Origin of the sequence: Phycicoccus sp. Soil803 (assembly GCF_001429685.1) — a bacterium.
Taxonomy (GTDB): Bacteria; Actinomycetota; Actinomycetes; order Actinomycetales; family Dermatophilaceae; genus Pedococcus.
In genome coordinates this window covers 627,237-652,974 of sequence record NZ_LMST01000001.1, presented here as the reverse complement: position 1 = coordinate 652,974, position 25,738 = coordinate 627,237, and the positions used below count along the sequence as shown (strand labels likewise).

Sequence of the window (25,738 nt, the reverse complement as noted above, 5' to 3'; positions counted from 1 at the left end):
ACGCGGTCCTCCTCATGTCACTGACCGGCCTTCGTGACGATCATGAGCGGGATCGCGGCGACAGCGGCCACCAGCACGATGCAGAGGTAGACGCTCCCCAGGCCGTTGGCCAGCCTCCCGTTGACGTGCTTGCCCATGTAGGTGCGGTCGTTGGCCACGACGAGGATGGGGAAGTAGGTCAACGGCAGCGCGATGGCGCTGAACACCACTGAGTACTCGGTGAGCATGATCGGGTCGACGGTCGTCAGCAGCACCCCGATGGCCGCGATCGCCGAGACCAGCAGCACCGTGTGGAACCGGGCGGCCCGCAACGGCTCCACGTACTTGCCCCACTGCCAGCCGAAGTACTGCGCGATGCTGTAGCCGACCGACAGACCGGTCTCACAGGCGGCGCCGAAGGTCGCCGCGAAGAAGCCCAACAGCACCAGCGCCAGCCCCACCTTGCCCAGCGCGATCGTGACCGGCAACGCGATCTGTCCCAAGGTGTCGACCTGGATCGCCTCGGGTTGGAAGACCACGGTCGCCGTGGCCGCGATCGCCAGGGAGAGCAGGCCGCCCAACGGGAAACCGATGAAGACGTTGGCGCGCATGGTGCCGAGGTCCTTGGCGGTCCAGCGCTCCTCCACGCCACCGGAGGAGAAGAAGAAGACCTCGTACGGGGTCATGGCCGCGCCGAACAGGGCGATCGCGTAGTAGGCGTAGGTCCAGTGGCTCTCGTCATGCGGGACGAACGGCTGCGACGCCTGGAGCCACAGGGCATCCCAGTCGGGGCCCAGCTTCCACAGCGCCACCGCGAAGACGATGAGGGACAGACCGGCAAGGCCGAAGGCGTTCTCCAGCACCGCGAACTTCACCCGCCACAGGACCAGCCAGACGGCGGCCCCCACCACCGGGATCCACAGGTAGTCGTTGACGCTGGTCGCCAGCTGGAGGGCGAGCGCGACGCCACCGATCTCGGCGATGAAGGTGAGCATGGTGACGGCCATCGACGCCACGAGGTTGGCCAGTCCCACGCGCGGGCCGAGCCGTTCGCGGACGAGGTCGAAGGTCGCTCGGCCGGACACCGCCGCGACCCGCCCGCTCATCTCCGCGAAGACGCAGATCCCGACGATCCCGACGATCACGACCCAGCCGAGCGACATACCGAACCGCGAACCCACGTGGCCGTTGGTCACGAGGTCGCCGATGTCGACGAAACCCCCGATGGCGGTGAGGATCCCGAGCGCGACGGCGAAGAGCTTCTTCACCGCAAGCCCTCCTTGGCGTCGTCCATGCGGTCCGCCACCTCGGTGAGCTCCGTTGCCGTCGCGCGCATCTGCGCCTCGTCGTCGCGCCGCACCGCGAGCCTGGCGGCGGCGAAGGCGTCGGCGGTGTCACCCAGCAGCTCCATGACGTCGGTCCGCAGCTGGTCCTGCCCCGGCTCCGGTGGGTCGACGTTGCCGAAGCTGTCCTCGATGGGGCCGATGGCGGACTCGCTCTCGGTGATGACCGTGTCCGCGTAGGCGTTCGTCGCGTGCCCGTCGAGCCGGGCCTGCAGGACCAGGGCGCCGGTGCGCGCCTCGCTGACGGCGGACCCGAGGGCGGCCTCGGCGTTGGCCCGGAAGGCGCCGTCGTCCCGGGCCGGCACCACGCACCCGCCGAGCGCGAGGCAGGCCATGAGGGCGGCGCTGGCTGCCCGGACCAGGCGCGCGCCGCGAGGACGGGTGGTCATCGTGGGCGCCGCAGGAGGACGAAGGCCAGCGTGGAGAGCATGCAGGCATAGATCAACCAACCGCCCGCCAGGGCCAGTCCTTCGGTCACGACCTCCTCATGCCCGGTTCTGGTGCCGGCAAACGTGGCCCCAAACGCGCCGCGTGAGACACCTGCCGGGAGGAGTTGTCGCAGCCGACTCAGGTCCACCTATGATGACGCCGGGTTAAGAAGCAGCCCTCTCGTTTCACTTCCGCTTTGTGAGCGGACACCTGTCACGGAGGACCCCATGTCGGCCCTTGAGTCGAGCCCTTCCACCGACGGCTACGCGGACGACCACCTCAGCGGTGGTGTGCAGCAGCCGCCGCCATCCTCCACGCTCGGACGCTTCCGCTACGACAACCTCACCGACACCTGGTGGTGGTCCGACGAGATGTACGCCATCCACGGCCTGCTCGACAGCGAGACCCGGCTGACCACCCAGCTGATCCTCTCGCTCAAGCATCCCGACGACCACGCCGAGGCGGCAGCGACGTTGCACCAGGCGCTCGAGACCGGCCAGCCCTTCACCCAGCCACACCGGGTCGTGACCGCCGACGGCACCGTGCGACAGGTCATCTCGGTGGGCGAGGGGATCGTGTTGGGTGGACGCGTCGTCGCCGTCCACGGCTACATGGTGGACGTGACGAACGCCCTCGAACGCCAGGTGAAGACCGACGCCTGGCAGGAGGCCTCACGCGTGATCGAGCAGCGCGCGGTGATCGAGCGCGCCAAGGGCGCACTGATGGTGCGGTACGGCCTGGACGCCGACGCCGCCTTCGACCTGCTCAAGAGCTGGTCCAGCACCCGCAACGAGAAGCTCCGGGACGTGGCCCGTCACGTGGTCGAGAACCTCTGACCACCCTCCGAGGTCACTCGGACGGCTCCGGCTCGGACGGCTCCTGCTCCGGCTCGGGTGGGATCGGCTCAAGCTCCGGCGGGGGCTCGTACCCGGGCGGCAAGGGCGGCTCCGGGGTGACCGGCGGGAAGGTCGTCCCGTCGGGGAGAAGGTTCGACGCGTAGGTGTCCATGGTCATCCGCTCAGTGGTCCCGCAGCGCCGTGACCAGCTGCGCCTTCGACATCGACGAGCGACCCTCGATCCCGATCTGGCGGGCGCGCTTCATGAGTTCCTGCTTGGTCCAGTCCTCGTAGTCGCCGCTGCGACCGCCCTTGGCGCCCACGGCGCTTCGTGAGGTGTTCGAGGCGGCGTTGGAGATGCGGGCCGCCTTCTCCTTGCTGGCGCCGTCGTCGCGCAGCGCCTCGTACATCTCTGGGTCCTTCACGGACGGGCCGGGCTTGCGTGCAGGCATGGTGACCTCCTGTGCACTCGCTGGGGAGCGGTATGCCGGTGACGCGAGCGAGTGGGCGCGTCACCGCCCGGGTCCTACCCGGCCGGATGGGTGGCAAACCCGCAGGTTTGGCCCGGCCGGTTCAGGGGCACCATGGAGGGGAGCCGGTACGACCGCCCGGTGGTCCACGGGCGCTGGGGAGGCACCATGTCCGACAGCCTGACGCGAGCCAGCGGGATCGTCTTCGACCTCGACGGCACGTTGGTCGACTCGACCTACGTGCACACCCTCTGCTGGTGGGAGGCGCTGCAGCAGTTCGGCCACTCCCGTCCGATGGCCGCAGTCCACCACACGGTGGGAATGGGGTCCGACCACCTTCTGCACCACCTGCTCGGAGACAGCCGTGAGCGGGCCCAGGACCCCGAGATCACGGCTGCCCACGACGTGCTGTTCGGCACCTGGCACGAGCGGTTGCACCCGCTGCCGGCCGCCAGGGTCCTGCTGAACTGGTGCCGCGACGCCGGGCTGACGGTGGCCCTCGCCTCCTCGGGCGGGGAGCGTGACCTCTGGGCGATGCTGGAGGTCCTCGACCACCCCGACTTCGACGTCATCGTCACGGGAGACGACGTGGACAGCACCAAGCCCGATCCCGACGTGCTCGGCGCCGTCCTCGAGCGGGCGGGGCTCGAGGCCGATGACGTGATGGTCGTGGGCGACTCGGTGTGGGACATGGAGGCAGCCGCCCGGATCGGCTCGGTGGCGATCGGCGTCGCGACCGGTGGGACGAGTGCGGCCGAGCTCGAGAGCGCGGGCGCCGAGCTCACCTTCCAGGACCTCGCAGCCCTCCTTGACGCCCTCCAGGACGCCAGGCCCGAACCGGCGCCGGGGGTGTGGGGCACCCGACCGTGACCATGGCGGGCAGGGCGGGACGGTCAGGCCAGCCGCGGCAGGACCTGCTCCCCGTAGAACTCGATCATCTCGCGCCAGTGGGGGCCCATGTTCGCGACGAAGACCTCGTCGAACCCCGCCTCGGCATAGGGCTGGAACGCCTCCACGTGTTCCTGGACGTCGTTGCCGCAGACGACCGACTCGCCGGTCGCCTCCTTGGTGACCAGCGTCGAGGCCTGCTCGAAGTGCTGCGGCGAAGGGAGCACCTGGGCGAGCTCCCCCGGTAGGCCGGAGTTCGCCCACAGGCGGTGGGCGTGGTCGCGCCCCTCCTCGGCACTGTCGGCGAAGGCCACCTTGAGGCCGGCCATCGTGGGAGCCTTGGCGTCGCCCTTGAGCCGCCTGAACTCCGCGACCGACTCGGCGTCCGGCTTGGTCGTGATGAAGCCGTCACCGATCCGGGCTGCCACCTCGAGCGCCTTGGGCCCGAACGCCGACACGTAGACGGGCGGGGGTTCGGCCGGCAACGTGTAGATCCGGGCGGTGTCCACCGTGTAGTGCTCCCCGGAGTGGGAGACCACCTCGCCGGTCCAGAGAGCCCGGATGAGCTCCACCGCCTCCGCCAACATCTCGAGGCGGCGTTCGGCGTGCGGCCACGGGCCGCCCAGGATGTGCTCGTTGAGGGCCTCGCCGGTGCCGACCCCCAAGATGAACTTCCCGCCGAGCATGGTCGCCGAGGTGGCTGCGGCCTGCGCCACGACGGCCGGGTGCAGCCGGACGGTCGGGCAGGTGACGGCCGTGGTGACCGGCAACGAGCACGCCTGCGAGATCGCGCCGATCACCGACCAGACGAAGGGGCTCTGGCCCTGCTCGTCGTTCCACGGGTGGTAGTGGTCGCTGATCCACAGGCCCGAGAACCCGGCTCGCTCGGCGAGGACCGCCTGCTCGACGAGGTCGTCGGGGGTGTACTCCTCGGACGACAGGAAGTAGCCCACCTTCATGGCCGGTCGCCTCCGACCTCCGGGGCCATCGCAGCCCGCAACCGCTGGAGGATCGAGCCCAGCAGGCGAGAGACCTGCATCTGGCTGACCCCCAGCACCTCCCCGATCTGCGACTGGGTCTGCTCCTCGACGAACCTCAGGCGGACGATCAGGAGGTCTCGTTCACTCAACTCCACCAGCGCACTGCGCAGGGCGTCACGGGCCACGACGACGTCGTCGAACCAGCGACCGTCACCGGTCGGGCCGGGTCCGTCGCAGAGGTCGAGGGGCATCGCGTGGTAGGCCATCGAGGACGCGTGCACCTCACGCACCTGCTCGGTGGTCACGTCGAGGGCCTGCGCCAGCTCGACGTCGGTGGGCTCGCGCAGCAGCACCTGGCGCAGCCGCTCCTGCTCGCCCGCCACCTCGGCGCGCAGCTCCTGGAGCCGTCGCGGCGGGCGCACGAGCCAGCCCTGGTCGCGGAAGTGCCGCTTGATCTCGCCCGAGATCGTCGGCACCGCGTATGCCGCGAAGCTGCTCCCCAGCCCGCAGCGATAGCCGTTCGCCGCCTTCACGAGGGCCATCCGGCCCACCTGGACGAGGTCGTCGCGCTCCATGCCCCGCCCGTGGTAGCGCCGCGCCACCCCGTCGACGAGGTCAAGCGTGAGGGCGACCGCCTCCTGCCGCAGCTCGCACTGGCGCCAGCGGTCGTGGCAGGTCTCGACCTCGGCGAGCAGCTCCTCGGCGCGGGCGTGGTCCGGGGAGTCCGGGCCGGCCTGGTGATCCGACGGGCCAGACGGGGGGGCGGCCGGGAAACGGGTGGTCGAAAGCGGTGTCGCGAGTGCCATGGGCATCCCTTCGAAGTGATGGGACACGGCACCGCTTTTGGACCGATGTGTCGGTATTCACCAAACCACCACGGGCAGGCGGGCGCAAGAGCAGGCTGAATCTGGTGGACGCGGCACCACGGGCGGGACTGGTTGGGGGAGCGAATCGGGGGTAGACGTGTGGCATGGACGACGACCACGCCCCCGACCCCGCCAGCGCACACGACGGCCGCGACGAGACCCCCCTGGAGCGCCTCGATCGCAACTGGGACGAGCTGCTCCAGGAGCTGCGCGTGGTCCAGACGGGTGTCCAGATCCTCGCCGGGTTCCTGCTCACCCTGCCGTTCCAGCAGCGGTTCACCCAGATCGAGGACGTCAACCGGGTGGTGTTCCTGGTCGCCTTCGCCCTCGCTGTGGTCGCGACCGCCTTCCTGGTGGCTCCTGTCAGCGCCCACCGGCTGCTGTTCCGCAAGGGCGAGAAGGCAGCCCTCGTCGCGCTCGCCAACCGGTGCGCGCGAGTCGGGCTGGTCGCCCTGGCCCTCGCCGTCTCGGCCGTGGCGTTCGTCATCTTCGACGTCGTGGCCGACACCGGGGTGGCCGTCGCAGCGGCCGGGGCCTCCCTGCTGCTCTTCGCGGTCAACTGGCTGGTGCTCCCGCTCGGCATGCTGAGCCGCGACAAGCGCTGACCCACCCGGGCGCGACCGCCGGGGAGTCAGTCGTCGTGGTCAGTCGTCGTGGTCAGTCGTCGCGGTCAGTCGTCCTCGTCGGCAGCTTCGGGGACCCCACCGCTCGCGGGGTCGTCCACCGCGCCGCCGGTCCCGTCCTCGGTGTGCGAGCCCGGGCCGCCGTCCTGCTGGTCCTCGTCCTGGCCGATGGCCGGGGCGCCGGTGTCCTGCGTCGACGAGCTCCCGTCCTCGGTGGGTGTCGCGTTCTCCGTCATGGTGTGGCTCCTCCTCGTTCGTGCGCGGCTGTGGCGTCCGGGTCCTACCCGCGACACCGTCCGGCAAACGCCCACCTGGCCGCGTCGCCGTCCGGTGCCGGCCCCGGTCGAGGTCCGGACCAGTGAGCCGCGGGGGTCGATCAGGAGCAGGCGGTGACGCGGTAGAGGGTCAGCCGTCCGCCGTGCGCGACGGGCTCGAAGCCGGGATGGCCGGCCACCTCGAGGCCGCGGTACTGCGCCTGGCGGTGGTCGCCCTTCCAGAAGGCCACCGACCCGTCGATGACGTAGCCGACGTCCAGGCGGCGCGCCGCCGCGCAGACCTCCGGCAGGTCCTCGGCGCGGTTCAGGCTGCTGGCCAACAAGACCCGGTCGGGGTCCCAGGACCCGCTCACGTGCGGGAAGACGGCGGCCCGGTCGCCCAGCACGGACGCGAACGGTGAGCCGTTCCAAGGGTTTCCGGCGACGAGCTCCCCCGAGGGGACGAGCTGCGGGAGTCGTTCGAGCATCGCCCGCTCCGCCGGCCCGGCCAAGGACTGCCCGTGGTACCAGGTGGCGACGACGTGACTGTTCCCACCGGCATACATCCCTCCGGTGAGGGTCGCGACGACGGCGGCGAGGCCGCACGTGGCGACCAACGGGCGGAGGGCGGGGAAGCGGTGCGAGCGCGCCCTGACGCCACGGACCCCGGCGATGGCGCCGGCCTCGAGGCCGAGCGCCGCAAGCGGTACTGCGGTCACGCCGAGCAGGGCCGCGAACCGGAAGGGGTCGTCGTACCAAGGGCCGCTGAGCGCTCGCGCGACCGGGCCGTCGCTGCCGGCCACGAGGACGAAGGCCGCGCCCGCCGCCGCGTGCGCCAACACCAGCCAGCGCAGCTGCGGTCGCCGCCAGGCCACGACGCACCCGACGAGGACGAGGGCGGCCGCGAGCCAGGGGACGGGCGTGCGCATGGGGGCGGCGCTCACCCACTCCCCCACCGCCTGGGCCAGGCTCTGTCGGGCCGGCCAGCTGGTGTGCCGCGTGGCCGCGAACAACGGTGACCACGCGACGAGCCAGAGCCCGGCCCCGACAAGGGCGGCAGCTCCACCGAGTGCCACGAGCCGCGGCTGCGCGCCCGCACGCGCGGACAGGCCCCAGTGGCCGAGCGCCACGAGGGCCATGACGGTGCCGTAGATGAGCCCGCTGAGCACGGCATTGGGGTGGGCGAGGGCCAGCCCGGGCAGCGCCACCGCACCGAAGACGCCGGCCCGCCACCTGTCGAAGCCGTCCGTCTGGCCGGCGCGGTCACGAGGGACGAGGAGCCGGGCTGCGCAGGCCAAGGTCGCGGGCAGGAGGGCGTTGGCGAGGGCGTTCGGCCACAAGGTGCCGTAGGACAGGAGGAGGTAGGGCGAGGCCCCGAACGCCGCGGAGAGCACTCCTGCCGCGAACAGCACCCCTGGGCGCGAGCCTGCGACCTGGCGCGCGAGCAGGACGCAGCCCAGTGGCCAAACCAGGGCCGAGACGGCCACCGACACGGCCGTCACCGCGACGACGATCGGTGCGCCGCTGACCTCGGCCACGAGGACCACCAGCCCGTGCCACGCCGCTGGGTAGAAGGCCGACGAGTTCCCAGGCGCGGCAACGGTTCCCATCGTCAGCGACGACGCGTCGTGGGTGTGCAACGCCTGCCAGACCGCGCTCAGGTGGAAGACCGCGTCGAACGTCTGGGGGAACACGTCCGGCTGTCCGATGCCATGGACCACGGCCAGCGCGGCGCACATGCCGCCCGCCGCGGCGCCGGCCAGCCCAGCCACCACCGATGGACAGCTGGTCCGCGACGGCGCCGTGCCGGGAAGCACCTTGGACACTGCGACCGCGATCCCCGCGGTGACGACGGTCCCCACCACGACGGCAGCCACGCCGAAGGGGACGCCCACCAGCCCGGCAGCCACCGCGGTGCAGGCCACCGTCGTCACCGACAGGGGCGGCGCGAGCCCGATGGCGGTCAGACCACGCAGCCCCGCCGCGACGGCGACCAGCAGGCCGGGGACGAGGAGCATGGCCGCGGCCACGGACACTGCCGGGAGGGCCTGGAGCCAGGCGGTCAACCCGCGACCCGCAAAGTCATCACCGCGTCGGTCACCGCGCCGTCGACGACGAGGTGGCCGCGGTCGAGCACCACCCCGCGCGAGCAGAGCTGCTCGACGAGCGGCAGGTCGTGGCTGACCACCACCAGGGTGCGGCCCTCTGCGCCCAGCCGCGCGATGCGTTCGATGCACTTCGCCCGGAAGGCCTCGTCGCCGACGGCCAGGACCTCGTCGACGAGGAAGACATCGGGTTCGGTGTGGACGGCGACCGCGAAGGCGAGCCGCAGGAACATGCCTGAGGAGTAGAACCTCACCTGGGTGTCGAGGAACGGCCCGATGTCGGCGAACTCCACGATCTCGTCGAACCTGGCGGTGATCTGGGCTCGGTCGAGACCGAGGATCGAGGCGTTGAGGTAGACGTTCTCCCGGCCGGTGAGGTCGGGGTGGAAGCCGGCTCCGACCTCGAGGAGACCGGCCAGCCGGCCCCGCACCCGCACCCGACCGGTGTCGGGCGTCATGACTCCGGCCACCAGCTTGAGGAGCGTCGACTTCCCCGAGCCGTTGCGACCGAGCAGCGCGACCGTCTCCCCCTGGGCGATCGTGAGGTCGAGCGGGTGGAGGGCCACGAAGTCGTCGCGCTGCGGCCGACCCTGGAGTGCCCAGACCACGCTCTCCTTGAGCGAGTGGGTGTGGCGGAGGCGGAAGTGCTTGGAGACCCCGTGGATCTCGACGGCCGTGCTGCCCACCGTCACAGCTCCTGGGCGAAACGGCCGGAGAGGCGCCGGAAGACCCACTGCCCCAGGGCTACCAGCGCCATCGACAGCAGCACGGCCGCCACCGCCCTGGGCCCGAGTCCCGGAGGCAGCGAGGAGCCGTTGCCCACCGAGGCGTGTGCCCACGTGCCCCGGTGCACGAGCTCGACCGCCACCGTCAACGGGTTCGCCTGGTAGAGCCGGAACCACACCGAGTCGGAACCGAGGAGCTCGGCGACCCGCTGCCAGGGGTAGAGCACCGGGCTGGTCCAGACCAGCACCATGAGCACCAGGTCGACGACGTTCTCGACGTCGCGGAACAGGACGTTCACGGACGCGAGGACGAGTCCCAGCCCGAGGGCGAGCAGGGCAGTCAGCGCGAGACCGAGGGCCAGGCAGACAACCCCGACCAGGTCGGGCGACCACCCGGCCGCCACCGCTCCGACGACCAGCACCAGCAGCTGCGGACCGAGGTGGACGCCGGCAACGCAGAGGCTGGCGACGGGGAAGAGCTCGCGCGGCAGGTAGATCTTGCGGACCAGGTCGGCGTTCGCCACGACCGACCTGGTGGCGTTGCCGACCGCCTCGCTGAACGCCGTCATGACGACCAGGCCGCCGAACAGGTAGACGGCATAGTCGCCGATCACGTTCTGCCGCAACAACAAACCCATGCCCACGAAGTAGACGGCGAACTGCACGGCCGGCTTGACGTACGACCAGCCCAGCCCCAGGACCGAGGCGCGGTAGCGCACCCGGAGCTCCTTGCGGACCAGCAGGCCGAGCAGGAACCGGCGGCCCGCCACCTCGCGCAGCCCACCACCGCGACCCTGCTCCAGGAGGGGCGCCTCCGCCGCGGTCACACTCATGCGGTGTCCTCGTCATCGGGCAAGGGGAGGTCGAGGGTCTTGCGCCACGCGTCGACGCCGACGAGGTCCGGGAGGGCGGCGCGGTACTCCGCCGCCAGCCGGGGCCACTCGCGCAGCAGCTGCTGGTGCACCTGCGCTGCGCGGCGGGCGGCGGCCAGCGCACGGGCCCGGTCCCGACGGTGCCACGACACCCCGGTGCCGTCCGTCGTGGACACGAGCGCTGAGTCGAGCCGTGACAGCGACCACCACCCGGCGTCGGCGGCAGGCAGCTCACGCTCGGGGCGGTCCACGCTTCCTGCGGGCACCGGGGTGAGCTGTCGGGCCAGCCCGACTGCGGCGGTGAGCAGCACGGCCGCGTGGCTCGTGGGCTTGGCCGTCCGCGGTTCGCGCTTCCTCGGCTTCGCCGGCCGGACCGCGGCGAACTCACTGACGTCGGCCGCGACGCGGGAGTCGTCGAAGGTCGCGTGCGCGGCGCGGACCTCCTGGAGCTGGGTCGACAGGGTTGCGTGGAGGCGGTCGGGGCCGGCCAGCACGTCGACGAGGGCCTGCTCGCGCAGGTGGGCCGCGGAGTACTGCATCGCCATCAGGTGCTTGAGCTGGATCGCGAGGCTTTCCCGCACCATCCGGCCGCCGTGCTCGAACGGCGAGTGGAGCAGGGCGGCGACGAACCGGTTGCGGGCGTGGAAGTACGCCTGCCAGTCGACCGAGTCGTCCTTGTCGGTCCAGGGCACGTGCCACACCGCCGCACCCGGCAGTGACACCGTCGGGAAGCCGGCGGCCGCCGCGCGGAGGCCGAACTCGGCGTCGTCCCACTTGATGAAGACCGGGAGTGACAGGCCCACCTCGCGCAGGACGACGGTGGGGATGAGGCACATCCACCAGCCGTTGTAGTCGGCGGTCGCGCGCCGGTGGAGCCACGGCGTCGAGCGCAGGTTGGACTGCGACAGGTCGTGGTCGTGCTCGGTCGACGCGGACGGTGTCCACCGGAACTGCCAGGGCGCGACCCGCTCGGCGAACGCGTGCAGCACCGAGCGCTGGTACATCGAGAACATGTGGCCACCGACGACGGTGGGCGTGCGCGCGAAGTCCGCGAAGGTCGCCGCCCGGGCGATCCCCTCGGGCTCACAGACGACGTCGTCGTCGAGGAGCAGGACGTGGTCGCTGCGACCCACGTCAAGGGTCTCGAGCATGGCGCGCGCGAACCCGCCGGACCCGCCGAGGTTGCCCTGCACCAGCACTCGCAGCCGCTCGCCCAGCGAGTCCGCGGCCCGAGGGAACGCCGCGTCCTCACGGACCCGGGCGGAGCCCTGGTCGACGATGACGACCTCGTCGACGACGTCGCGCAGCTCGTCGGCCACCCCGAGCTGGTGGAGGAGGGCGGCGCAGTATGCCGGTCGGTTGAAGGTCGTGATGCCGATCGTCACCGTGCCCTCCCGGACTGGGACCGCACCCGTCTCGGGCTCGCCCGCGCACCACTCCGCCGTGTCGAGGACGAGCTCGCCGCGCCCGGCGACGAGGTCGAACCAGTACCAGCCGCCGTCGCCGAACTCGGCCAGCCCCAACGGGACCACCGTGTCGGTCCGGTCCTTCAGCGGCCTCGCGGCAACTCGCGCGACGGTGCCGCGAGCCGACGAGCGGTAGACGATCAGCGTGCCCTCACCCGAGGTCTGCACCCGCAGGCTGACCGTCCGCAAGGTGCTCCAGCGCCGCCAGTAGCCCGCCGGGAAGGCGTTGAAGTAGGTGGCGAACGAGGCTCGTTCACCGTGCTCGAGCCGGTAGGAACGCCGTCCGATCACCTGGTCGGGGTTCTGGTCGTAGGGCACCGGCAGGACTGTCTCGCCGTCCTGCACGGCGACCGGCACCTGCTGGCCGTCCACGTACAACGGCAGGACGTCGAGGTCACCGTCGGTCGGGAAGACGACCCGCGCCAGGACCCGGCCGGCCCCGTCAACCGGTGCCGGCGGGACGGCGGGCGTCATGCCGACACCGTGGCTGCGACGCCGCGAGCCCGACGGCCCTGGCCGTGCACCAAATCGGCCAGGTCGTCGACCAGGCGCAGCGCGGACGCGATCGCCATGTGCATGTCGAGGTACTGGTAGGTCCCCAACCGCCCACCGAAGACCACCGAGCGGTCCCGCTCCTCCTCGACCAGCTCGCGGTAGGCCACGAGGCGGGCCCGGTCGGTCGCCGTGTTGACCGGGTAGTAGGGCTCGTCCGACAGCCCGGCGGTGCGCGACCGCTCGCGCACGATCACGGTCCGGTCGGTGCGGTAGTCGCGCTCGGGGTGGAAGTGCCGGAACTCGAGGATGCGGGTGAAGTCGACGTCGGAGTCGGCGTAGTTCATCACCGGCGCGCCCTGGAAGTCGCCCACGGGCAGCACCTCTCGTTCGAAGTCCAAGGTCCGCCACCCGAGCGGCCCGTGCGCGTTGTCGAAGTAGCGGTCGACCGGCCCGGTGTAGACGACCGGCACCTGGCCGCGCACCGCGCTGCGCGAGAAGGCGTGGCCCTCCGTGAGGAAGTCGGTCTCGAGGTGCACCGAGATCCGGGGGTGGTCGGCCATCCGGCTCAGCCACGCGGCATACCCGTCGGTGGGCAGTCCCTCGTAGCGGTCGTTGAAGTAGCGGTTGTCGTAGGTGTAGCGGACGGGCAGCCGGCTGATCACCTCGGCGGGCAGGTCCTTGGGGTCGGTCTGCCACTGCTTCGCCGTGTAGTCGCGGATGAACGCCTCGTAGAGCGGGCGGCCGATGAGGGACACCGCCTTCTCCTCGAGGTTGCGCGGCTCGTGGGTGAGCTCCGCCGCCTGCAGCGCAACCAGCTCGCGGGCCGCAGCGGGTCCGTGGTTGGCGCGGAAGAACTGGTTGAGCGTGCCGAGGTTGATGGGCAGCGGGAAGACCTCACCGCCGTGCACGGTCCAGACCCGGTGTTGGTAGGAGGTGAAGGAGGTGAACCGGTTGACGTACTCCCAGACCCGCTCGTTCGACGTGTGGAAGAGGTGCGCGCCGTACCGGTGGACTTCGATGCCGGTGTCGGGATCCGTTTCGCTCCAAGCGTTTCCGCCGGGGTGGTCGCGTCGGTCGATGACTGCCACGCCGAGCCCGCGCTCGGCCGCCTGCTCGGCGACGGTCAGCCCGAACAGGCCAGCACCGACGACGACGAGGTCAGCCCTCATCCGACGTTCTCCACCGGGCGACGGCCGGGCGCGCGGACCGGCGCCTCCAGTTCGGCGCACAGCTGCTGCGTCGCACTGACCTCGGTCGTGAACCGGGAGCGGTAGAGCGACCGACGGGCCCCGACCGGGATGACCCGGTAGCCGCCACGCACGGCGATGTTGCGGGCCATCTGTGCCGTGGTCGTGAAGCCCTCGCGACGCAGCCGCCGTTGCAGACCGAGCTCGGAGCGCAGCAGCCGCAGGCCACCGCGCCGGTGGTACGAACCGGCGTCGACGCGGTAGAGCACGAGTGGCTCCTCGACGTTCGTGACCACCGAGCCCGACTCGATCATGCGGGTGAACAGCCAGTAGTCCTCCAGCAGCGGCAGCTCGCGGTAGCCACCGGCCTGCAGCACGGCCGAGCGTCGGTAGACGACCGTGGGGTGGTTGAACGGGCTGCGCAACCGCGCCTCCGTCGCGATGACCGCGGGGTCCGTCGGAGGGATGCGCAGCACACCGCCCGTGGGGCTGGCCTCGCCGAACTCGCGCATGCCGGCTCCGACCAGGTCCGCCCCGGCCTCGATGAGGGGCAGCTGCACGGCGAACCGGTGCGGGAGGCTGATGTCGTCGGCGTCCATCCGCGCCACCACCTCGTGCGCGCAGGCTGACAGGCCGCACTGGAGGGCCTGGGCGAGACCGACGTTGTGCTTCAGCCGCAGGCGACGCACCGGCACGGGGCTGCTCGACTCCGCGCGCTCGAGGGCGGAGGCCAGCTCGGGACCGATCCAGCCGTCCTGGACGACGACGACCTCGGCGGGCCGGACGAGCTGTTCCTGCACCGTGCTCTGGAACGCGCGGGCCAGGTAGTCGGCCCGGTCGCCCCGGTAGACGGGCAGGAGCAAGGAGAAGGGGGTGCTCACAGCGACGACGGTAGGGAGCGGGACCAACGGGACGGTGAACTCGACACGTCCTGGGGGTAGACGGTGCGCCAAGGCCACGCACCGGAGTGGGAGTCGACACCCACGCTGCACCCACCGTTCACCCGGAGGCCCCCAGCAAGGAGCCCCAGGCTCCTAGCGTGCAGGGCGTGAGGACCGAGGAGACAGCACGCCGGCCGCGAGTGGTCTGCGTCATCGTGACCTGTGACCGGGCGGCTCTGCTTCGCCGGTGCCTGGAGGCCATTGCCTCGCAGCACCGCCGCCCGGACCACCTCGTCGTGGTGGACAACGGCACGGAGCCCGGTGCGGCCGACGCCCTTGCTGCTACAGGGATCTCACACACCCTGCTTACCTCCGAGACCAACCTCGGCGGCGCCGGAGGCTACGCGTACGGCGTGTTGACCGCACGCGCGCTCGGTGCCGACTGGGTGTGGCTGGCTGACGACGACGGACGACCCGGGTCCCAGTGGACCCTCGGCCGGCTGTTGATGTGCGCGGCCGACCACAGGCTTGACGTGGTCTCACCCCTGGTCGTCGACCAGGACGACCCCGACCGGCTCGCCTTCCCCCTCCGTCGCCGGCTCACGTGGGTCCGGCACCGCCGCGAGCTCGGCCACGACGTGCTGGTGCCCGACGTCGCGAACCTTTTCAACGGGGCGCTCTTCTCCGCCAAGGCGATCGACGCGGTCGGGGTCCCCGACCCACGGCTCTTCGTCCGCGGCGACGAGGTGGAGATCCACCGGCGGCTGCGACGCAGCGACCTGCGCTTCGGCACCTGCGCGCCCGCCACCTACCTCCACCCGCAGGGGCACGAGGACTGGCAGCCCATCCTCGGCGGTCGCTTGACCGTCTTGGTCCCCCGCGACCCGGCTCGGCGGGTGGGCACCTTCCGCAACCTGGGCTACCTCACCTCGCAGCCCGGGTTGCGTTGGCGTCGTTGGCCCGACGAGGTGCGCTACGGGTGGTACTTCCTGGTGGACCAACGCGACCTGAGCGGCTGGAGGCTCTGGCGTCGTGCGAGCCGCGCCGGACGGCACGAGCAGTTCGACCCGCCGACCGCACGTGCGCCCCGACCGCGAGCGATGGTGGCCTGACGCCGGGAGCCGGCACGCGGGGAGCTAGTCCGCCAGGAGGAACGAGGTGAGCACCTCCGCCAGCTGGGCCGGGTTCTCCTCAGCCATGTGGTGGCCGGAGTCGATTCGGGCCGACACCACCGGAAGACGACACCAGTCCCGCCAGATGGCGGCAGGGTCGCCGTAGAGCAACTCCATGTCGTCGTGGATCGACCAGGCGACCAAGGTGCGGCAGTCGACCCGCCGTCCTGTGTCCCGATCCTCCTCGGCGTGGCGACGGTCGACGTGGAGGCCGGCTCGATAGTCCTCCAGCATCGCGCGGACGGTTGTGGGGTCCTGGATCGCCCGCACGAGGTCGGCGTGGTTCTCCCGGCCCATGGCGACGGGGTCGGGCGCGTACCAGGCGAGGGGGTCGTCGGTGATGACGCGTTCAGCGTGCGGGGACGAGAAGAAGAACCAGTGCCACCACAGCTCTGCGAACCGTGCGTCGGCGCGTTCGAGTGCCTCGACGATGGGTATGCCGTCGAGGATCACCAGGCGTGCCACGTGGGCCGGTGCGTCCATCGCCATCCGGAAGGCGACTCCTTGCCCGCGGTCGTGACCGACCACCGCCCAGGTGTCATGGCCGAGTGTGCGCATCAGGGACACGAGGTCGCCGGCCATGGCCCGGTCGCAGTAGTTCTCGTGGTCGGCGTCGGGCGGCGGCCCGACGGACTGGCCGTAGCCCCGCAGGTCCGGGCACACCACGCTCATCCCCCGGTCCGCCAGGCGAGGGGCGACCTGCCACCACGTCGTGTGCGTCCTGGGGTGGCCGTGCAGGAGGAGGACCGCGGGTCCCGCGCCGCGGTGGTGGCGACAGCGCAGGGTCACGCCGTCAGCCACGTCCACGTGCACCTCGTCGAACCCCTCGAACAACGTGCGCCCCTCCTCCGTCGTCCTGCACCGTCGCGCGCGTCCCCTACGACCTAGGGCTGCACGTCGCGTTCCCAGTAGCGCAGCGAGGCGCACTGTCGGACGAACTTCGCGGCCGCTGACTTGGTCACTTTGATGCAGCCCTCGTCGAGGACGTCGGCCACGCCGGCCGCCGCCAGCAGCGGGGTCGACGCGCTGTTGTAGCCGAGGAACTTGTGGTGTGCGAAGGCGTCGGACACGAAGTCCTTCGCCGTGCTGCGCGCCGCAAGGGCGGCAACCGCCTTCGCCCCCGGCAGGAGGACCACCGCGTCGTAGAGCACTGACGGGCCACCGTCGACCATCTGGTCGGCCGCCAGCACCGACCCGTCACTCAGGGTCACCCCGCCCACGACGGGCGCGATGGTCTCCAGCACCGCACCCACGTCGGTGACCGCGGCCCTGACCGCCTCCAGCACGGCAGCGTCCGTCCCGTCGGTGACGAGCACCCCGAGCTTGCGACCGGCAAAGCTCTTCGGGCCGTTCTTGAGGATGCTCAGTGCATCCGAGACCGGGAGATCGGTGCGCGGTGCCACCGCCGGCACCGCCGGTTCGGGCAATGGCACACCCAGTCCCTCGGCGACGCCGGACGCGAGGTCGTCGTGCACGTTGCGCAGGTGCGCGAGCATCCGCGTGCGCACCTGCGGCGTCTCGCACTTGCTCAGCTCGAACGTGTAGGCCTTCACGATGTGGTCCTGCTCGACCGGCGTCTGGCTGATGAAGAACTGGCGGGCCTGGCTGTAGTGGTCGGCAAACGTCTCCGAGCGCACCCGCACCTTCGCGCCCTCCACCGGCGCGGCATACGACTGGAGCCCCGCGCCGACGTCGGCGCGGGGTCCGCGGTCGGCGCCCTGGAAACCGTTGGGCTCGTAGTTGACCGGGCCGGTGGGCACGGCCGTCTGCATGTGTCCGTCACGCTGGAAGTGGGCCACGGGACAGCGCGGGGCGTTGACGGGCAGCTGGGTGAAGTTGGTGCTGCCGAGCCGGGAGAGCTGGGTGTCGAGGTAGGAGAAGTTCCGGCCCTGGAGCAGCGGGTCCTCGGAGAAGTCGATGCCCGGAGGCACGTTCATGGTGCCGAACGCGACCTGCTCGGTCTCGGCGAAGTCGTTGTCCACGACCCGGTCGAGGGTGAGGCGGCCGACGACCTGGAGCGGCACCAGCTCCTCGGGGATGAGCTTGGTGGCATCGAGCACGTCGAAGTCGAAGTCGTCCGCGAACGCCTGGTCGAAGACCTGCACCGCGAGGTCCCACTGCGGGAGGTCGCCGGTGGTGATCGCGTCCCAGAGGTCGCGCCGGTGGAAGTCGGGGTCGGCGCCGTTGATCTTCACGGCTTCGTTCCACAGCACCGACTGCAGGCCCTGGAGCGGCCGCCAGTGGAACTTCACGAACTGCGACTCGCCGGCGTCGTTGACGAACCGGAAGGTGTGCACGCCGAACCCCTCCATGAAGCGGAACGACCGTGGGATCGCGCGGTCCGACATCTGCCACAGGGTCATGTGGATCGCCTCCGGGGTGAAGGAGACGAAGTCCCAGAAGCTGTCGTGGGCCGACTGCGCCTGGGGGAAGGCGCGGTCCGGCGACTCCTTGACGGCGTGCACGAGGTCGGGGAACTTGATGGCGTCCTGGATGAAGAACACCGGGATGTTGTTGCCGACGATGTCCCAGTTGCCCTCGGTCGTGTACAGCTTCACGGCGAAGCCGCGCACGTCGCGCGCGAGGTCGAAGGACCCCTTGGCGCCCGCGACGGTGGAGAACCGCACGAAGGCCTCGGTCTTGCCGCCCGGCTTCGCGAAGATGGCGGCCTTGGTGATGGCGGACAGGTCGGCGGTCGTCTCGAAGGTGCCGTGGGCGCCGTAGCCGCGCGCGTGCACCACCCGCTCCGGGATCCGCTCGTGGTCGAAGTGGAAGATCTTCTCGCGCATGGCGAAGTCCTCCAGCAGGGTCGGCCCGCGCTGCCCGGCCCGCAGGCTGTTCTGGTCGTCCGACAGCGGTGCCCCCACGGCCGTGGTGAGCACCACGCCGCCCTCCACGCCTTGGTGGACCTCCCCGCCTGCGCCGAGGACGTCCACGGCAGGCTTCGACGAACCCTTGCGCTTGCTGGCCTTCTTCGGCATGACACCCTCTCGTCCACGGACCTTCCTTGACGGGTATGCCGTGCCCAGCCCGGTGTGCTTCAAACCTCACCGTGGGCGCCCGGGTGCCTCACGCGGGTCCGCCTGGTGTTTGGGCGGGGCGGCACCGGGTAGTCCGTGCGCATACTGGACGCACGCGACCCAGGTGGAGAGGAGGTCGGCATGGCCACCCACGAGTGTCCGCGCTGCGGGTCCCCGAAGGCCACGAGCGTGATGCTCCCGCCGGCCAAGGGCTCCCACGATGCGCGCCCCCACCCGGCGTTCCGGTGCATGGTGTGCGACACGCAGTGGGCGGACGACGAGCAGTGGGCTCGACTCCATGAGGGCCACCCCACCGAGCAGGACAGCTGACCGGCGCCCCTTCCGAGCTGGCCCACTCAGGCGTAGGGTGATTTTGCTGCCCCGGACCACGGTCGCGACCCGGTGAACCGTCTGGGGCTTTGCGTATCCCCAGATCTCAGGTTCTGCGCCCCGGGGGCAGGTTATGCGCGCCCCTCCCTTCCAGTCCCCCAAGGTCGAGGGGCGCGCTCCTGTCCCTGCCCTCCCTGTGCGCGGGCGCTACCCCTGGGCCCGTGCGTCTGCCGCACTTCAGGTCCGCTGACCACCTAGGCGTGGCGGGCGAGGGTCTCGTCAGGGTCGAGCAGGTCGAACACGCGGCCGACCATGCCCCGGCCGCCCACGAGCACCATGGTGCTGCTGGAGTCCTGGCTGTTGGCCTCGAGCACGGCATCGACGCACCAGGAGTCGCAGAACTCCAGACCCGAGACGTCGACGGCCAGCACCCCCCGGTTCATCGCGAGCGCCGTGGCGAGGCCACGCGCCAGGACGTCGCGGGTGCTGATGTCGGCTTCACCGGTCAGCGCCAAGACCCAGAGCGCCCCCTGGTCGTCGTGGGTCACCCTCAGGGGCGACTCCGGTGCGGGCGCCACCGACCAAGGCGGCACCAGGTGGAGGACCGGCCTGGCGTGGAAGGGCTGGGTGTTCATCATGGGCTCCGCCGATAGCAACTGTCGCGACCGGGGTCCGGGGTGGCCTCGCCCATCACAGTACGCCTCCTCACGCCGAGACAACACCACCACTGAGGGGTCTACGCTGAGCTCGTGGCACACCAGAGGCGGTCGCCCGCCAGCGAACGTCCGAGTCCCTGAGATGCCGGACGCTGCCGCACGGGTCGCGCGGGCCAACCGGCTCATCGACGCGGAACAGTCGCCGTCACCCGAGCCAGCACCCTTCGGCCGGATGGAACGCCTCTGCTCGGCCCTGTCCCGCAACCTGCCCGCGTCCGGTGTGGGGGTCAGCGTGCTGACCGAGGACAGCCACCTCGGAGGCACCATCGCCGCCTCGGACGTCGTCAGCCGTCGGCTGGACGAGCTCCAGTTCACCTTGGGCGAAGGTCCCTGCATCGAGGCCTACGCGTCGCGTCGCCCGGTCCTCGAACCTGACCTGCTCGGGCACGGGAGCGCCCGCTGGCCGGGGTATGCCGCCGCGGCACAGGACGAGGGGGTCCGGGCGGTGTTCGCCTTCCCGCTCCAGATCGGCACGGCTCGAGCCGGGGCGATGGACGTCTATCGTCACGAGGCGGGCGGGCTCACCCAGGGGGCGCTCTCCCAGGCGCTGACCTTCGCCGACATAGCCATGCGGCTGCTGCTGGACTCGCAGACGGCGACCCAGGCCGGAGGGGCCGCCGACCTGGACGACGCACTCGCCTACCGGCTCGAGGTCTACCAGGCCCAGGGCATGGTCATGGTCGACCTCGGGGTGAGCCTGGACGAGGCGATGGCCCGACTGAGGGCGCACACCTACGCCCACGAACGCACCCTCACCGATGTCGCCCGCGACATCGTGGAAGGTAGCCTGAGGTTGAGCAAGGACGAGCCGTGACCCGGCGGGACGGACCGGCGACGTCCGGGCAGGAAGGACTGGCCAGGCATGATCTCCACTGACCGGTTGGCCGAGATCTTCGTGGAGGCTGCCGACACGCTCGTCGACGACTTCGACGTCATCGAGTTCCTCGAGACGCTGACCAACCACACCGCCCAGGTCAGCAGTGCGGCCTCCGCCGGGCTCCTGCTTGCCAACCCGAAAGGTCAGCTGCAGTACGTCGCCTCGTCGGCCGAGTCGATCAAGCTCCTGGAGCTGTTCCAGCTGCAGTACCGCGAAGGTCCTTGCCTGGACTGCTTCAACACCGGCCAGCCGGTCGTGAACGCCGAGCTCAGCGAGGCCGAGGACCGCTGGCCGAACTTCGCCCCCAGGGCCGTCGCGGCGGGCTACCGGTCGGTCCATGCCTTCCCGCTGCGCCACCAGCGCAAGGTGATCGGTGCGATGAACCTGTTCAGCACCCAACCCGGCGAGCTCGGGCAGCAGGACACCCGCATCGTCCAGTCCCTGGCCGACATCGCCACGATCGCCATCCTCCAGGAGCGAGCCATCCGCAGCGGTGAGCTCCTCACCGAGCAGCTCCAGAGCGCCCTGAACAGCCGGATCATGATCGAGCAGGCGAAGGGCGCCCTCGCGAGGATGCACGACATCGACGTCAACCTCGCCTTCGAGCTGATGCGTCGCTATGCCCGCACCAACCACCACCGACTGGGTGACGTCGCCCAAGCCGTCCTCTCCGACCCCGACGGCCACCCCGACCTGACCCGGCCTCGACCTGGCCCCAAGCCCTAGGGCCCGCGCCGGTCAGGTGGCGCGGGCGAGGTCCACGGCGAGGGTGGCGAGGTAGTCGGCGAAGCCACCGCGCACCCTGCTCGAGCGGCGCGCTGACGTCCGGACCGGGTCGTGGCCGGTCGACCGGACGGGCAGTCCTGCGGCGCGGATCCGTCGCACGAGGTCGACGTCCTCACCGCAGTCCAGCGGCGCGAAGCCGCCGGCCTGCTCGTATGCCGCCAGGGTGAAGCCGAGGTTCGCGCCGTGCACGTGGACATGCCCGTCGGCGTGGGAGTGCCGCGCCAGCCAGCCCAGGTGGAGCCGACGCTCCGCCGGCCCGAGCTCCGGGTGGACGGTGCCGACACGGCATACGACACCCTCCTCGGCGCACTGCACCTGGTCGGCCAGCCAGCCGACCGGCACCACGCTGTCGGCGTCGGTGCAGGCCACCCACACCTGCCCACCGTCCAGGTCGGAGGCCAGGTCGCCGACCCGGCGCACCCCGGCCGCCCGGGCGCCGCCGGGCGTGAGCTCCGTGACGTGGAGGGCGTCGACGGCGTCGGCTCGACGCACGATGGCGGCCGTGCCGTCAGCGCACCCGTCAAGGACGACGGTGACTCGCACCTCGAGGGTCGGTCGCTCGGCGCGCAGCGCCGTCCGGGCGTCCGAGAGCGCGTCGAGACACCGACCGATGAGCTGCTCCTCGTTGCGGGCGGGGACGACCACGTGGACCGCGCGCAGACCGCTCACCGGTGCGGGTCCGGCCATTGCTCGGGTGCCGTGTGGACCACGATCTCGATGTCCCGGTCGCGGTAGGTCGCCGCGCGCTCGGGGATCCCCGCCGAAGCGAAGGCGCGGTGGACGTCCTCCCCGTCGAGCGGCCACCCCTTCACCGGGTGCCGCCAGTGGCACAGGACCACGACGCCGTCCGGCGTGAGGCTGTCGGCCACCCGACCGACCAGCCCTTCGAGCGCCACCGGGCTGAGGAAGTAGCCCACCTCGGAGACCACGACGAGGTCGAACGAGCCCTCCGGCCACCGCCACGGCACGTCCACCTCGCGCAGGTCTGCGTGGTCACCCAGACGACGCCGCGCCAGGTCGAGGGCAGCCGGCGAGCTGTCGATCGCGACCACCCGCGCCGCCCTCTCCTGCAGCGCCTCGGTCAACACCGCCGTCGAGCACCCCACCTCGAGGGCTCGCGTGAAGCGGGGGCGCGGGAGGGCAGCAAGCAGGAGCGAGCGCTTCCGCTGCTCGTACCACCTCGACTCGGCACCCCACGGGTCGTCGTCATCGCGGTGGAGACGGTCGAGGCGGTCGTCCCGGGTCTGCCCAGCCGGCGTGAGGACGAAGAGCTCGTCGGTGCCCGCGAAGTGTTCGAGGACCGCTTCCGGCAACATCACCGCGTCTCCCGGCTGGTCCGACAGGGGCCGGATCTGACTGGTGTGACAGGCGATTGCTGCCTGCTTGCCTGCTCGAGTGCGCGCGGTCAGGGGCAACCGCACCGTCGAACGCAGCGGGAGGTCATGCTCCCCGCCCGCGTGCCAGAGCCAGATGGGGTACTCGGCGAGGGTGGCGCCGGTGCGGTGCGCGGCGGCAGCGGCAGCGGAGCCCATGGCTTCGTGGTCCGGGTGCCCGTCCCCCCGGTATGGCGCGACGACCAGGCAGTCGCGCCCGTCGCCCACCACGTCGACGATGCTGGCGACGACCTCGTCCGCGTGGTCACCGACCCGACCGTCGGGGAGCCCGAGCGTGATGACCGTCGCCCCGCCCTGCCCCACCGCCGCCAGGGCGTCGCCGAGCTCGGCTCGGCGACGACGTGCCAGCGCCGCGGGGTCGTGGGTGGGCGAGCCGGGGTGGGACCCCTCGCCGTCCGTCGCGACCACCAGTGCGGTCACCAGTCCGAGAGCCGCCCCCGTGACGAGCAGACCTCCTGCCCCGAGGCTCTCGTCATCCGGATGAGCGCCAACCACCACCAGTCGTCGGTAGGGCGAGAGGTCGAGCAGCGGCAGGGCCGCGGTCTCGAGCAGGTCGTCCCACTCTCGGCGGGAGGTGCCACGGTCGTCATGGGTGAAGGCCCTCACCAGGGCGATCCCGATCCTGCTGCGGCCAGGACCTGCTGCCCGAGGTTCGCCACGTCACGTTCTGCGTGGTGCTGCCGGACGTACAAGCGCAGGTCGCTCACCCGTTGCGCGTGCTCGGCCTCCGTCGCCAGGGGGCCGGGGCCCATGGCGTGGTCGGCCACGCGGAGCACGGTCTCGACGGACTCCGCCACGATGCTTCGGGCCCGCGCCGCCACCAGTCCGGGCGCTTCGTCACCCGGCGCTGCGTCCGCCGCCCTGCCCGAGGTTCGGTCCGCCGTCCGGTCCGCGACCGCAGCCGCCGCGGCGACCGCTTGGCGGGCGGTCGAGAGGGCCAGGTCCAGCTGACCGATGTGCAGCTGCGCCACCTGGTCGGCCGGGCGGTCGGCCACGTGCCGACCAACCCTCCGGGCCAGGGCCACTGCCGCCCCGAACCAGACGGCTGCCACGCCGACCCCGCCCCACGCGAAACCCGGCCGCTCGAGATACCAGCCCGGCCCTCCCACGGGGACGGCACGCACCCGGGTCAGCTCCAACCCGCCGCTCGTGACGTCCGGCAGGCCGTGGCTCACCCACTCCCCTTCTCGCGCCGACGGACGCACTCCGCTCGCGCGGAGGTCGACCGCGAACAGGCCCCTCGTCGTGTCGTCGACCCACGCCGTGACGAGCGCGTGGGTCACCCGATTGGCCAGCGAGCACCACGGCTTGGGCCCGTCGAGGATCCACCGTGACCCCATGTGGGCCGCAGTCAGGCGCAGGCCCGGGCCTTCGGCGGCATACACACCCCACGTGGCCCCTGCGGGCGCCACGGCGCTGTCGAGGCCGGCCTCGGCCAGGATCGCCAAGGCGTCGACGTGTGGCTCGACGACCCGCGCGACGGTGAGGTCGACCGACCCGACGGTGGCGAGCACCGACCAGAGGGCTGCCGTCCTCCCACCGCCCGGACGCGGGAGATTCGGTCCCCACTCCGACGCGACCCGCAGGGCCTCCCCGACGGTGTCTGGCGAGGACGCCGCCCGGCCCGCCTCGTACCCCGTGCAGGCGATCGTCCTGGCCACGTCGGGGTCGACCCTCCGGTCGACGAGGACGAGCGGTGCGATGGCGGGTTTGCTCACGGTCAGGCCCTACCCGGCGGGCTGGGCACCAAACCCCTGGGCGAGCTAGCCCTCGACGCCGGTGGCGGTGTGCGGGCTGCCGACCGGCTTGGACTCGGGCGACCCCCGCTCGCGCAGGTAGATGCTGAACACCACCATGCTGCCCACGGCGAGGAACTCGGACTGCCAGTTCTGGAACGTGCGGTTCCAGAAGTCGGGCGCCTGGAGGTACTGCGCCCACCCGAGCGGGTCCTGCAGGTCGTGCAGCTGCTCGGCGTTGTAGGCGCTGCGCCCGGCGACGAACTGGGCGCTCCACGACCCCAGGAAGACCAGGCCCATGAGCAGCCCGAGGGAACGCGAGTACAGCGCTGTCCGCCAGCCGCCGACCTTCGCCCACCCGGGCGAGCCGGCCTCGGCGTGGGCGCCCACCTTCTGCTCCTCGTCCGACTCCCGGCCGGCCTTGTCGAGCGGCTTGGACTCGGGCGAGCCCTTCTGGAGCAGCCACACCGTGAACAAGATGTAGAGCAGGAACTGCAGGTACTCCGACTGCCAGTTCTCCGCGACGTCCACCGCGAACTGCGAGGACGTCACGTACTCGGCCAGGCTCAGCAGGGGCAGCCCGGCATCGACCGCCGACTCGTTGTAGGACGCTCGTCCCGTGAGGGCCTGCCCGACCAGCGCAGCCAGCAGCAGCGCCGAGAAGGCGAGGGTCAGGCCGTTCTCCTTCAGCCTGCGCTTCACCGGTGCGTCACCGCCATCGCGAAGCAGAAGGCGAGACCGAGGCCGATGAACAGCAGGTAGCCGATGAAGAGGGGGCGCACGTCAGCCTCCCTTGACCTTGCAGTCGTACGGCCGACCCACCTGGGCGCGGGCGCACCCGGCCGCCGTCACCTGCCAGCCGTCGCGGAAGCGGGCGAGGAAGATCGTGTCCGACTCGAGTCGCACGATGGCGTCCTTCCCGTAGACCTCGGTCGACCTCACCGGCCCGGGCCTGGACTGCAGCTCGGCGGGCAGCGCACTGGCACAAGGACCTTCGCGGTCCTCGAGCTCCATGCGGGTCTGTGGCGCGAGGAGTCCGCACGCCTCATCGGTCGCGCCAGCGACGGCTCGGCTGAACGACACCGCCGCAGCCTGCGCGTTGCCGGCCTCCGCGTTGCCCTGGCCGGAGCACCCGCTCAGCAGCACACTGGTGACGAAACCCACGGCGATCAGGGCGACTACGGCGCGCAAGCGGTCTGGGATCACGAGACGGGACTCTAGACCCGTGGGCATCCCATCGACCCGGACCCGCCCGGCCCCCTGACCTTCACCGGTATTTCCGAGACCACGGAGGCGACGGCCTGCCTC

At 71.4% G+C, this 25,738-nt stretch carries 28 protein-coding genes; 7 read left to right on the top strand and 21 right to left on the bottom strand.

Translation table 11 applies throughout. The features are described 5' to 3' along the window. Nucleotides 1-17 precede the first annotated feature (17 nt). Together ASG95_RS03145 and ASG95_RS03140 are read right to left on the bottom strand one after the other, a co-directional pair. Nucleotides 18-1,247 (bottom strand): NRAMP family divalent metal transporter, encoded by a 1,230-nt coding sequence (locus ASG95_RS03145; RefSeq protein WP_056922166.1) that lies wholly within the window; start codon nt 1,245-1,247, stop codon nt 18-20. Then, nucleotides 1,244-1,711 (bottom strand): hypothetical protein, encoded by a 468-nt coding sequence (locus ASG95_RS03140; protein ID WP_157581706.1) that lies wholly within the window; start codon nt 1,709-1,711, stop codon nt 1,244-1,246. Before ASG95_RS03140 ends, ASG95_RS03145 begins: the two co-directional genes overlap by 4 nt. 267 nt (nt 1,712-1,978) lie before the next feature. Between ASG95_RS03140 and ASG95_RS03135 the strand changes: the two genes are divergently transcribed. Then, complete coding sequence (locus ASG95_RS03135) at nt 1,979-2,587, top strand: PAS and ANTAR domain-containing protein (RefSeq protein ID WP_056922164.1); 609 nt, start codon at nt 1,979-1,981, stop codon at nt 2,585-2,587. A 13-nt stretch (nt 2,588-2,600) separates the two neighbouring features. Here ASG95_RS03135 and ASG95_RS21695 read toward each other — a convergent pair whose 3' ends face one another. Further along, nucleotides 2,601-2,765 carry a hypothetical protein gene (locus ASG95_RS21695; RefSeq protein WP_200961265.1) on the bottom strand — a complete coding sequence of 55 codons (165 nt, stop codon included), beginning with the start codon at nt 2,763-2,765 and terminating at the stop codon, nt 2,601-2,603. Between the two features lie 4 nt (nt 2,766-2,769). Next, nucleotides 2,770-3,039, bottom strand: a complete 270-nt coding sequence (locus ASG95_RS03130; protein ID WP_056922163.1) for a hypothetical protein — start codon at nt 3,037-3,039, stop codon at nt 2,770-2,772. A gap of 186 nt (nt 3,040-3,225) precedes the next feature. On the opposite strand from ASG95_RS03130, the gene ASG95_RS03125 reads away from it, so the two are divergent. After that, a complete protein-coding gene (locus tag ASG95_RS03125; protein WP_162257522.1) occupies nt 3,226-3,927 on the top strand; it encodes an HAD family hydrolase in 702 nt (233 codons plus the stop codon). Nucleotides 3,928-3,950: 23 nt separating this feature from the next. On the opposite strand, the gene ASG95_RS03120 is transcribed toward ASG95_RS03125, so the two are convergent. Next, nucleotides 3,951-4,904: a TIGR03557 family F420-dependent LLM class oxidoreductase gene (locus ASG95_RS03120; protein ID WP_056922161.1), complete on the bottom strand. Its 954-nt coding sequence runs from the start codon at nt 4,902-4,904 to the stop codon at nt 3,951-3,953. Then, complete coding sequence (locus ASG95_RS03115) at nt 4,901-5,731, bottom strand: sigma-70 family RNA polymerase sigma factor (protein ID WP_057376529.1); 831 nt, start codon at nt 5,729-5,731, stop codon at nt 4,901-4,903. The genes ASG95_RS03120 and ASG95_RS03115 overlap by 4 nt, the downstream gene beginning before the upstream one ends. Before the next feature lie 164 nt (nt 5,732-5,895). On the opposite strand from ASG95_RS03115, the gene ASG95_RS03110 reads away from it, so the two are divergent. Next, a complete protein-coding gene (locus ASG95_RS03110) occupies nt 5,896-6,396 on the top strand; it encodes a DUF6328 family protein (protein WP_057376528.1) in 501 nt (166 codons plus the stop codon). 65 nt (nt 6,397-6,461) lie between these two features. On the opposite strand, the gene ASG95_RS03105 is transcribed toward ASG95_RS03110, so the two are convergent. From ASG95_RS03105 to ASG95_RS03075, 7 genes are all read right to left on the bottom strand, one after another. Next, the gene (locus tag ASG95_RS03105; protein WP_057376527.1) at nt 6,462-6,650 is read right to left on the bottom strand and encodes a hypothetical protein; all 189 of its coding nucleotides are present in this window, start codon (nt 6,648-6,650) and stop codon (nt 6,462-6,464) included. Nucleotides 6,651-6,790: 140 nt separating this feature from the next. Beyond that, the gene (locus ASG95_RS03100) at nt 6,791-8,734 is read right to left on the bottom strand and encodes a DUF6541 family protein (RefSeq protein ID WP_057376526.1); all 1,944 of its coding nucleotides are present in this window, start codon (nt 8,732-8,734) and stop codon (nt 6,791-6,793) included. Then, the gene (locus tag ASG95_RS21950) at nt 8,731-9,459 is read right to left on the bottom strand and encodes an ABC transporter ATP-binding protein (protein ID WP_057376525.1); all 729 of its coding nucleotides are present in this window, start codon (nt 9,457-9,459) and stop codon (nt 8,731-8,733) included. Before ASG95_RS21950 ends, ASG95_RS03100 begins: the two co-directional genes overlap by 4 nt. A gap of 2 nt (nt 9,460-9,461) precedes the next feature. Further along, a complete protein-coding gene (locus ASG95_RS21945; RefSeq protein WP_057376524.1) occupies nt 9,462-10,331 on the bottom strand; it encodes an ABC transporter permease in 870 nt (289 codons plus the stop codon). After that, nucleotides 10,328-12,310, bottom strand: coding sequence for a glycosyltransferase (locus ASG95_RS03085; protein WP_057376523.1), 1,983 nt, complete (start codon nt 12,308-12,310; stop codon nt 10,328-10,330). Before ASG95_RS03085 ends, ASG95_RS21945 begins: the two co-directional genes overlap by 4 nt. Further along, entirely contained in the window at nt 12,307-13,500 is a 1,194-nt protein-coding gene (gene glf / locus ASG95_RS03080; RefSeq protein WP_057376522.1) for a UDP-galactopyranose mutase, read from the bottom strand. Before glf ends, ASG95_RS03085 begins: the two co-directional genes overlap by 4 nt. Continuing rightward, nucleotides 13,497-14,399, bottom strand: coding sequence for a glycosyltransferase (locus ASG95_RS03075; RefSeq protein ID WP_157581704.1), 903 nt, complete (start codon nt 14,397-14,399; stop codon nt 13,497-13,499). The genes glf and ASG95_RS03075 overlap by 4 nt, the downstream gene beginning before the upstream one ends. 167 nt (nt 14,400-14,566) lie before the next feature. Here ASG95_RS03075 and ASG95_RS03070 point away from each other — a divergent pair, with 167 nt between their 5' ends. Further along, nucleotides 14,567-15,511, top strand: coding sequence for a glycosyltransferase (locus ASG95_RS03070; RefSeq protein ID WP_200961863.1), 945 nt, complete (start codon nt 14,567-14,569; stop codon nt 15,509-15,511). 24 nt (nt 15,512-15,535) lie between these two features. On the opposite strand, the gene ASG95_RS03065 is transcribed toward ASG95_RS03070, so the two are convergent. After that, a complete protein-coding gene (locus ASG95_RS03065) occupies nt 15,536-16,405 on the bottom strand; it encodes an alpha/beta fold hydrolase (RefSeq protein WP_057376520.1) in 870 nt (289 codons plus the stop codon). 50 nt (nt 16,406-16,455) lie between these two features. Then, on the bottom strand, nt 16,456-18,552 hold the full coding sequence (locus ASG95_RS03060) for a catalase (RefSeq protein ID WP_057376519.1): 2,097 nt from the start codon (nt 18,550-18,552) through the stop codon (nt 16,456-16,458). A 180-nt stretch (nt 18,553-18,732) separates the two neighbouring features. On the opposite strand from ASG95_RS03060, the gene ASG95_RS03055 reads away from it, so the two are divergent. After that, complete coding sequence (locus tag ASG95_RS03055) at nt 18,733-18,921, top strand: hypothetical protein (protein WP_056922151.1); 189 nt, start codon at nt 18,733-18,735, stop codon at nt 18,919-18,921. Between the two features lie 254 nt (nt 18,922-19,175). Here ASG95_RS03055 and ASG95_RS21560 read toward each other — a convergent pair whose 3' ends face one another. Beyond that, complete coding sequence (locus ASG95_RS21560) at nt 19,176-19,556, bottom strand: STAS domain-containing protein (protein ID WP_162259348.1); 381 nt, start codon at nt 19,554-19,556, stop codon at nt 19,176-19,178. Nucleotides 19,557-19,719: 163 nt separating this feature from the next. Here ASG95_RS21560 and ASG95_RS03045 point away from each other — a divergent pair, with 163 nt between their 5' ends. Then, entirely contained in the window at nt 19,720-20,451 is a 732-nt protein-coding gene (locus ASG95_RS03045) for a GAF and ANTAR domain-containing protein (RefSeq protein WP_057376517.1), read from the top strand. Between the two features lie 48 nt (nt 20,452-20,499). Continuing rightward, nucleotides 20,500-21,240, top strand: coding sequence for a GAF and ANTAR domain-containing protein (locus ASG95_RS03040; protein ID WP_057376516.1), 741 nt, complete (start codon nt 20,500-20,502; stop codon nt 21,238-21,240). A 12-nt stretch (nt 21,241-21,252) separates the two neighbouring features. On the opposite strand, the gene ASG95_RS03035 is transcribed toward ASG95_RS03040, so the two are convergent. From ASG95_RS03035 to ASG95_RS03015, 5 genes are all read right to left on the bottom strand, one after another. Beyond that, complete coding sequence (locus tag ASG95_RS03035; protein ID WP_057376515.1) at nt 21,253-21,987, bottom strand: glycosyltransferase family 2 protein; 735 nt, start codon at nt 21,985-21,987, stop codon at nt 21,253-21,255. Then, complete coding sequence (locus tag ASG95_RS03030) at nt 21,966-23,300, bottom strand: bifunctional PIG-L family deacetylase/class I SAM-dependent methyltransferase (protein WP_057376514.1); 1,335 nt, start codon at nt 23,298-23,300, stop codon at nt 21,966-21,968. Before ASG95_RS03030 ends, ASG95_RS03035 begins: the two co-directional genes overlap by 22 nt. Then, nucleotides 23,297-24,412, bottom strand: a complete 1,116-nt coding sequence (locus ASG95_RS03025; protein ID WP_057376513.1) for an acyl-CoA/acyl-ACP dehydrogenase — start codon at nt 24,410-24,412, stop codon at nt 23,297-23,299. Before ASG95_RS03025 ends, ASG95_RS03030 begins: the two co-directional genes overlap by 4 nt. A 45-nt stretch (nt 24,413-24,457) precedes the next feature. Then, nucleotides 24,458-25,132 (bottom strand): DUF6766 family protein, encoded by a 675-nt coding sequence (locus tag ASG95_RS03020; RefSeq protein ID WP_056922144.1) that lies wholly within the window; start codon nt 25,130-25,132, stop codon nt 24,458-24,460. Between the two features lie 81 nt (nt 25,133-25,213). Next, the gene (locus tag ASG95_RS03015) at nt 25,214-25,636 is read right to left on the bottom strand and encodes a hypothetical protein (protein WP_057376512.1); all 423 of its coding nucleotides are present in this window, start codon (nt 25,634-25,636) and stop codon (nt 25,214-25,216) included. Nucleotides 25,637-25,738: the final 102 nt, after the last annotated feature.

Excerpts from the sequence above, each read along its gene's own strand:
- ASG95_RS03040 (WP_057376516.1), top strand. The coding sequence starts at position 20,500 with ATGATCTCCACTGACCGGTTGGCCGAGATCTTCGTGGAGGCTGCCGAC.
- ASG95_RS03060 (WP_057376519.1), bottom strand. The coding sequence starts at position 18,552 with ATGCCGAAGAAGGCCAGCAAGCGCAAGGGTTCGTCGAAGCCTGCCGTG.
- ASG95_RS03135 (WP_056922164.1), top strand. The coding sequence starts at position 1,979 with ATGTCGGCCCTTGAGTCGAGCCCTTCCACCGACGGCTACGCGGACGAC.
- ASG95_RS03055 (WP_056922151.1), top strand. The coding sequence starts at position 18,733 with ATGGCCACCCACGAGTGTCCGCGCTGCGGGTCCCCGAAGGCCACGAGC.
- ASG95_RS03045 (WP_057376517.1), top strand. The coding sequence starts at position 19,720 with ATGCCGGACGCTGCCGCACGGGTCGCGCGGGCCAACCGGCTCATCGAC.
- glf (WP_057376522.1), bottom strand. The coding sequence starts at position 13,500 with ATGAGGGCTGACCTCGTCGTCGTCGGTGCTGGCCTGTTCGGGCTGACC.
- ASG95_RS03035 (WP_057376515.1), bottom strand. The coding sequence starts at position 21,987 with ATGGCCGGACCCGCACCGGTGAGCGGTCTGCGCGCGGTCCACGTGGTC.
- ASG95_RS03125 (WP_162257522.1), top strand. The coding sequence starts at position 3,226 with ATGTCCGACAGCCTGACGCGAGCCAGCGGGATCGTCTTCGACCTCGAC.
- ASG95_RS03110 (WP_057376528.1), top strand. The coding sequence starts at position 5,896 with ATGGACGACGACCACGCCCCCGACCCCGCCAGCGCACACGACGGCCGC.
- ASG95_RS21695 (WP_200961265.1), bottom strand. The coding sequence starts at position 2,765 with ATGACCATGGACACCTACGCGTCGAACCTTCTCCCCGACGGGACGACC.
- ASG95_RS03085 (WP_057376523.1), bottom strand. The coding sequence starts at position 12,310 with ATGACGCCCGCCGTCCCGCCGGCACCGGTTGACGGGGCCGGCCGGGTC.
- ASG95_RS03120 (WP_056922161.1), bottom strand. The coding sequence starts at position 4,904 with ATGAAGGTGGGCTACTTCCTGTCGTCCGAGGAGTACACCCCCGACGAC.
- ASG95_RS03115 (WP_057376529.1), bottom strand. The coding sequence starts at position 5,731 with ATGGCACTCGCGACACCGCTTTCGACCACCCGTTTCCCGGCCGCCCCC.
- ASG95_RS21945 (WP_057376524.1), bottom strand. The coding sequence starts at position 10,331 with ATGAGTGTGACCGCGGCGGAGGCGCCCCTCCTGGAGCAGGGTCGCGGT.
- ASG95_RS03105 (WP_057376527.1), bottom strand. The coding sequence starts at position 6,650 with ATGACGGAGAACGCGACACCCACCGAGGACGGGAGCTCGTCGACGCAG.
- ASG95_RS21560 (WP_162259348.1), bottom strand. The coding sequence starts at position 19,556 with ATGAACACCCAGCCCTTCCACGCCAGGCCGGTCCTCCACCTGGTGCCG.
- ASG95_RS03140 (WP_157581706.1), bottom strand. The coding sequence starts at position 1,711 with ATGACCACCCGTCCTCGCGGCGCGCGCCTGGTCCGGGCAGCCAGCGCC.
- ASG95_RS03130 (WP_056922163.1), bottom strand. The coding sequence starts at position 3,039 with ATGCCTGCACGCAAGCCCGGCCCGTCCGTGAAGGACCCAGAGATGTAC.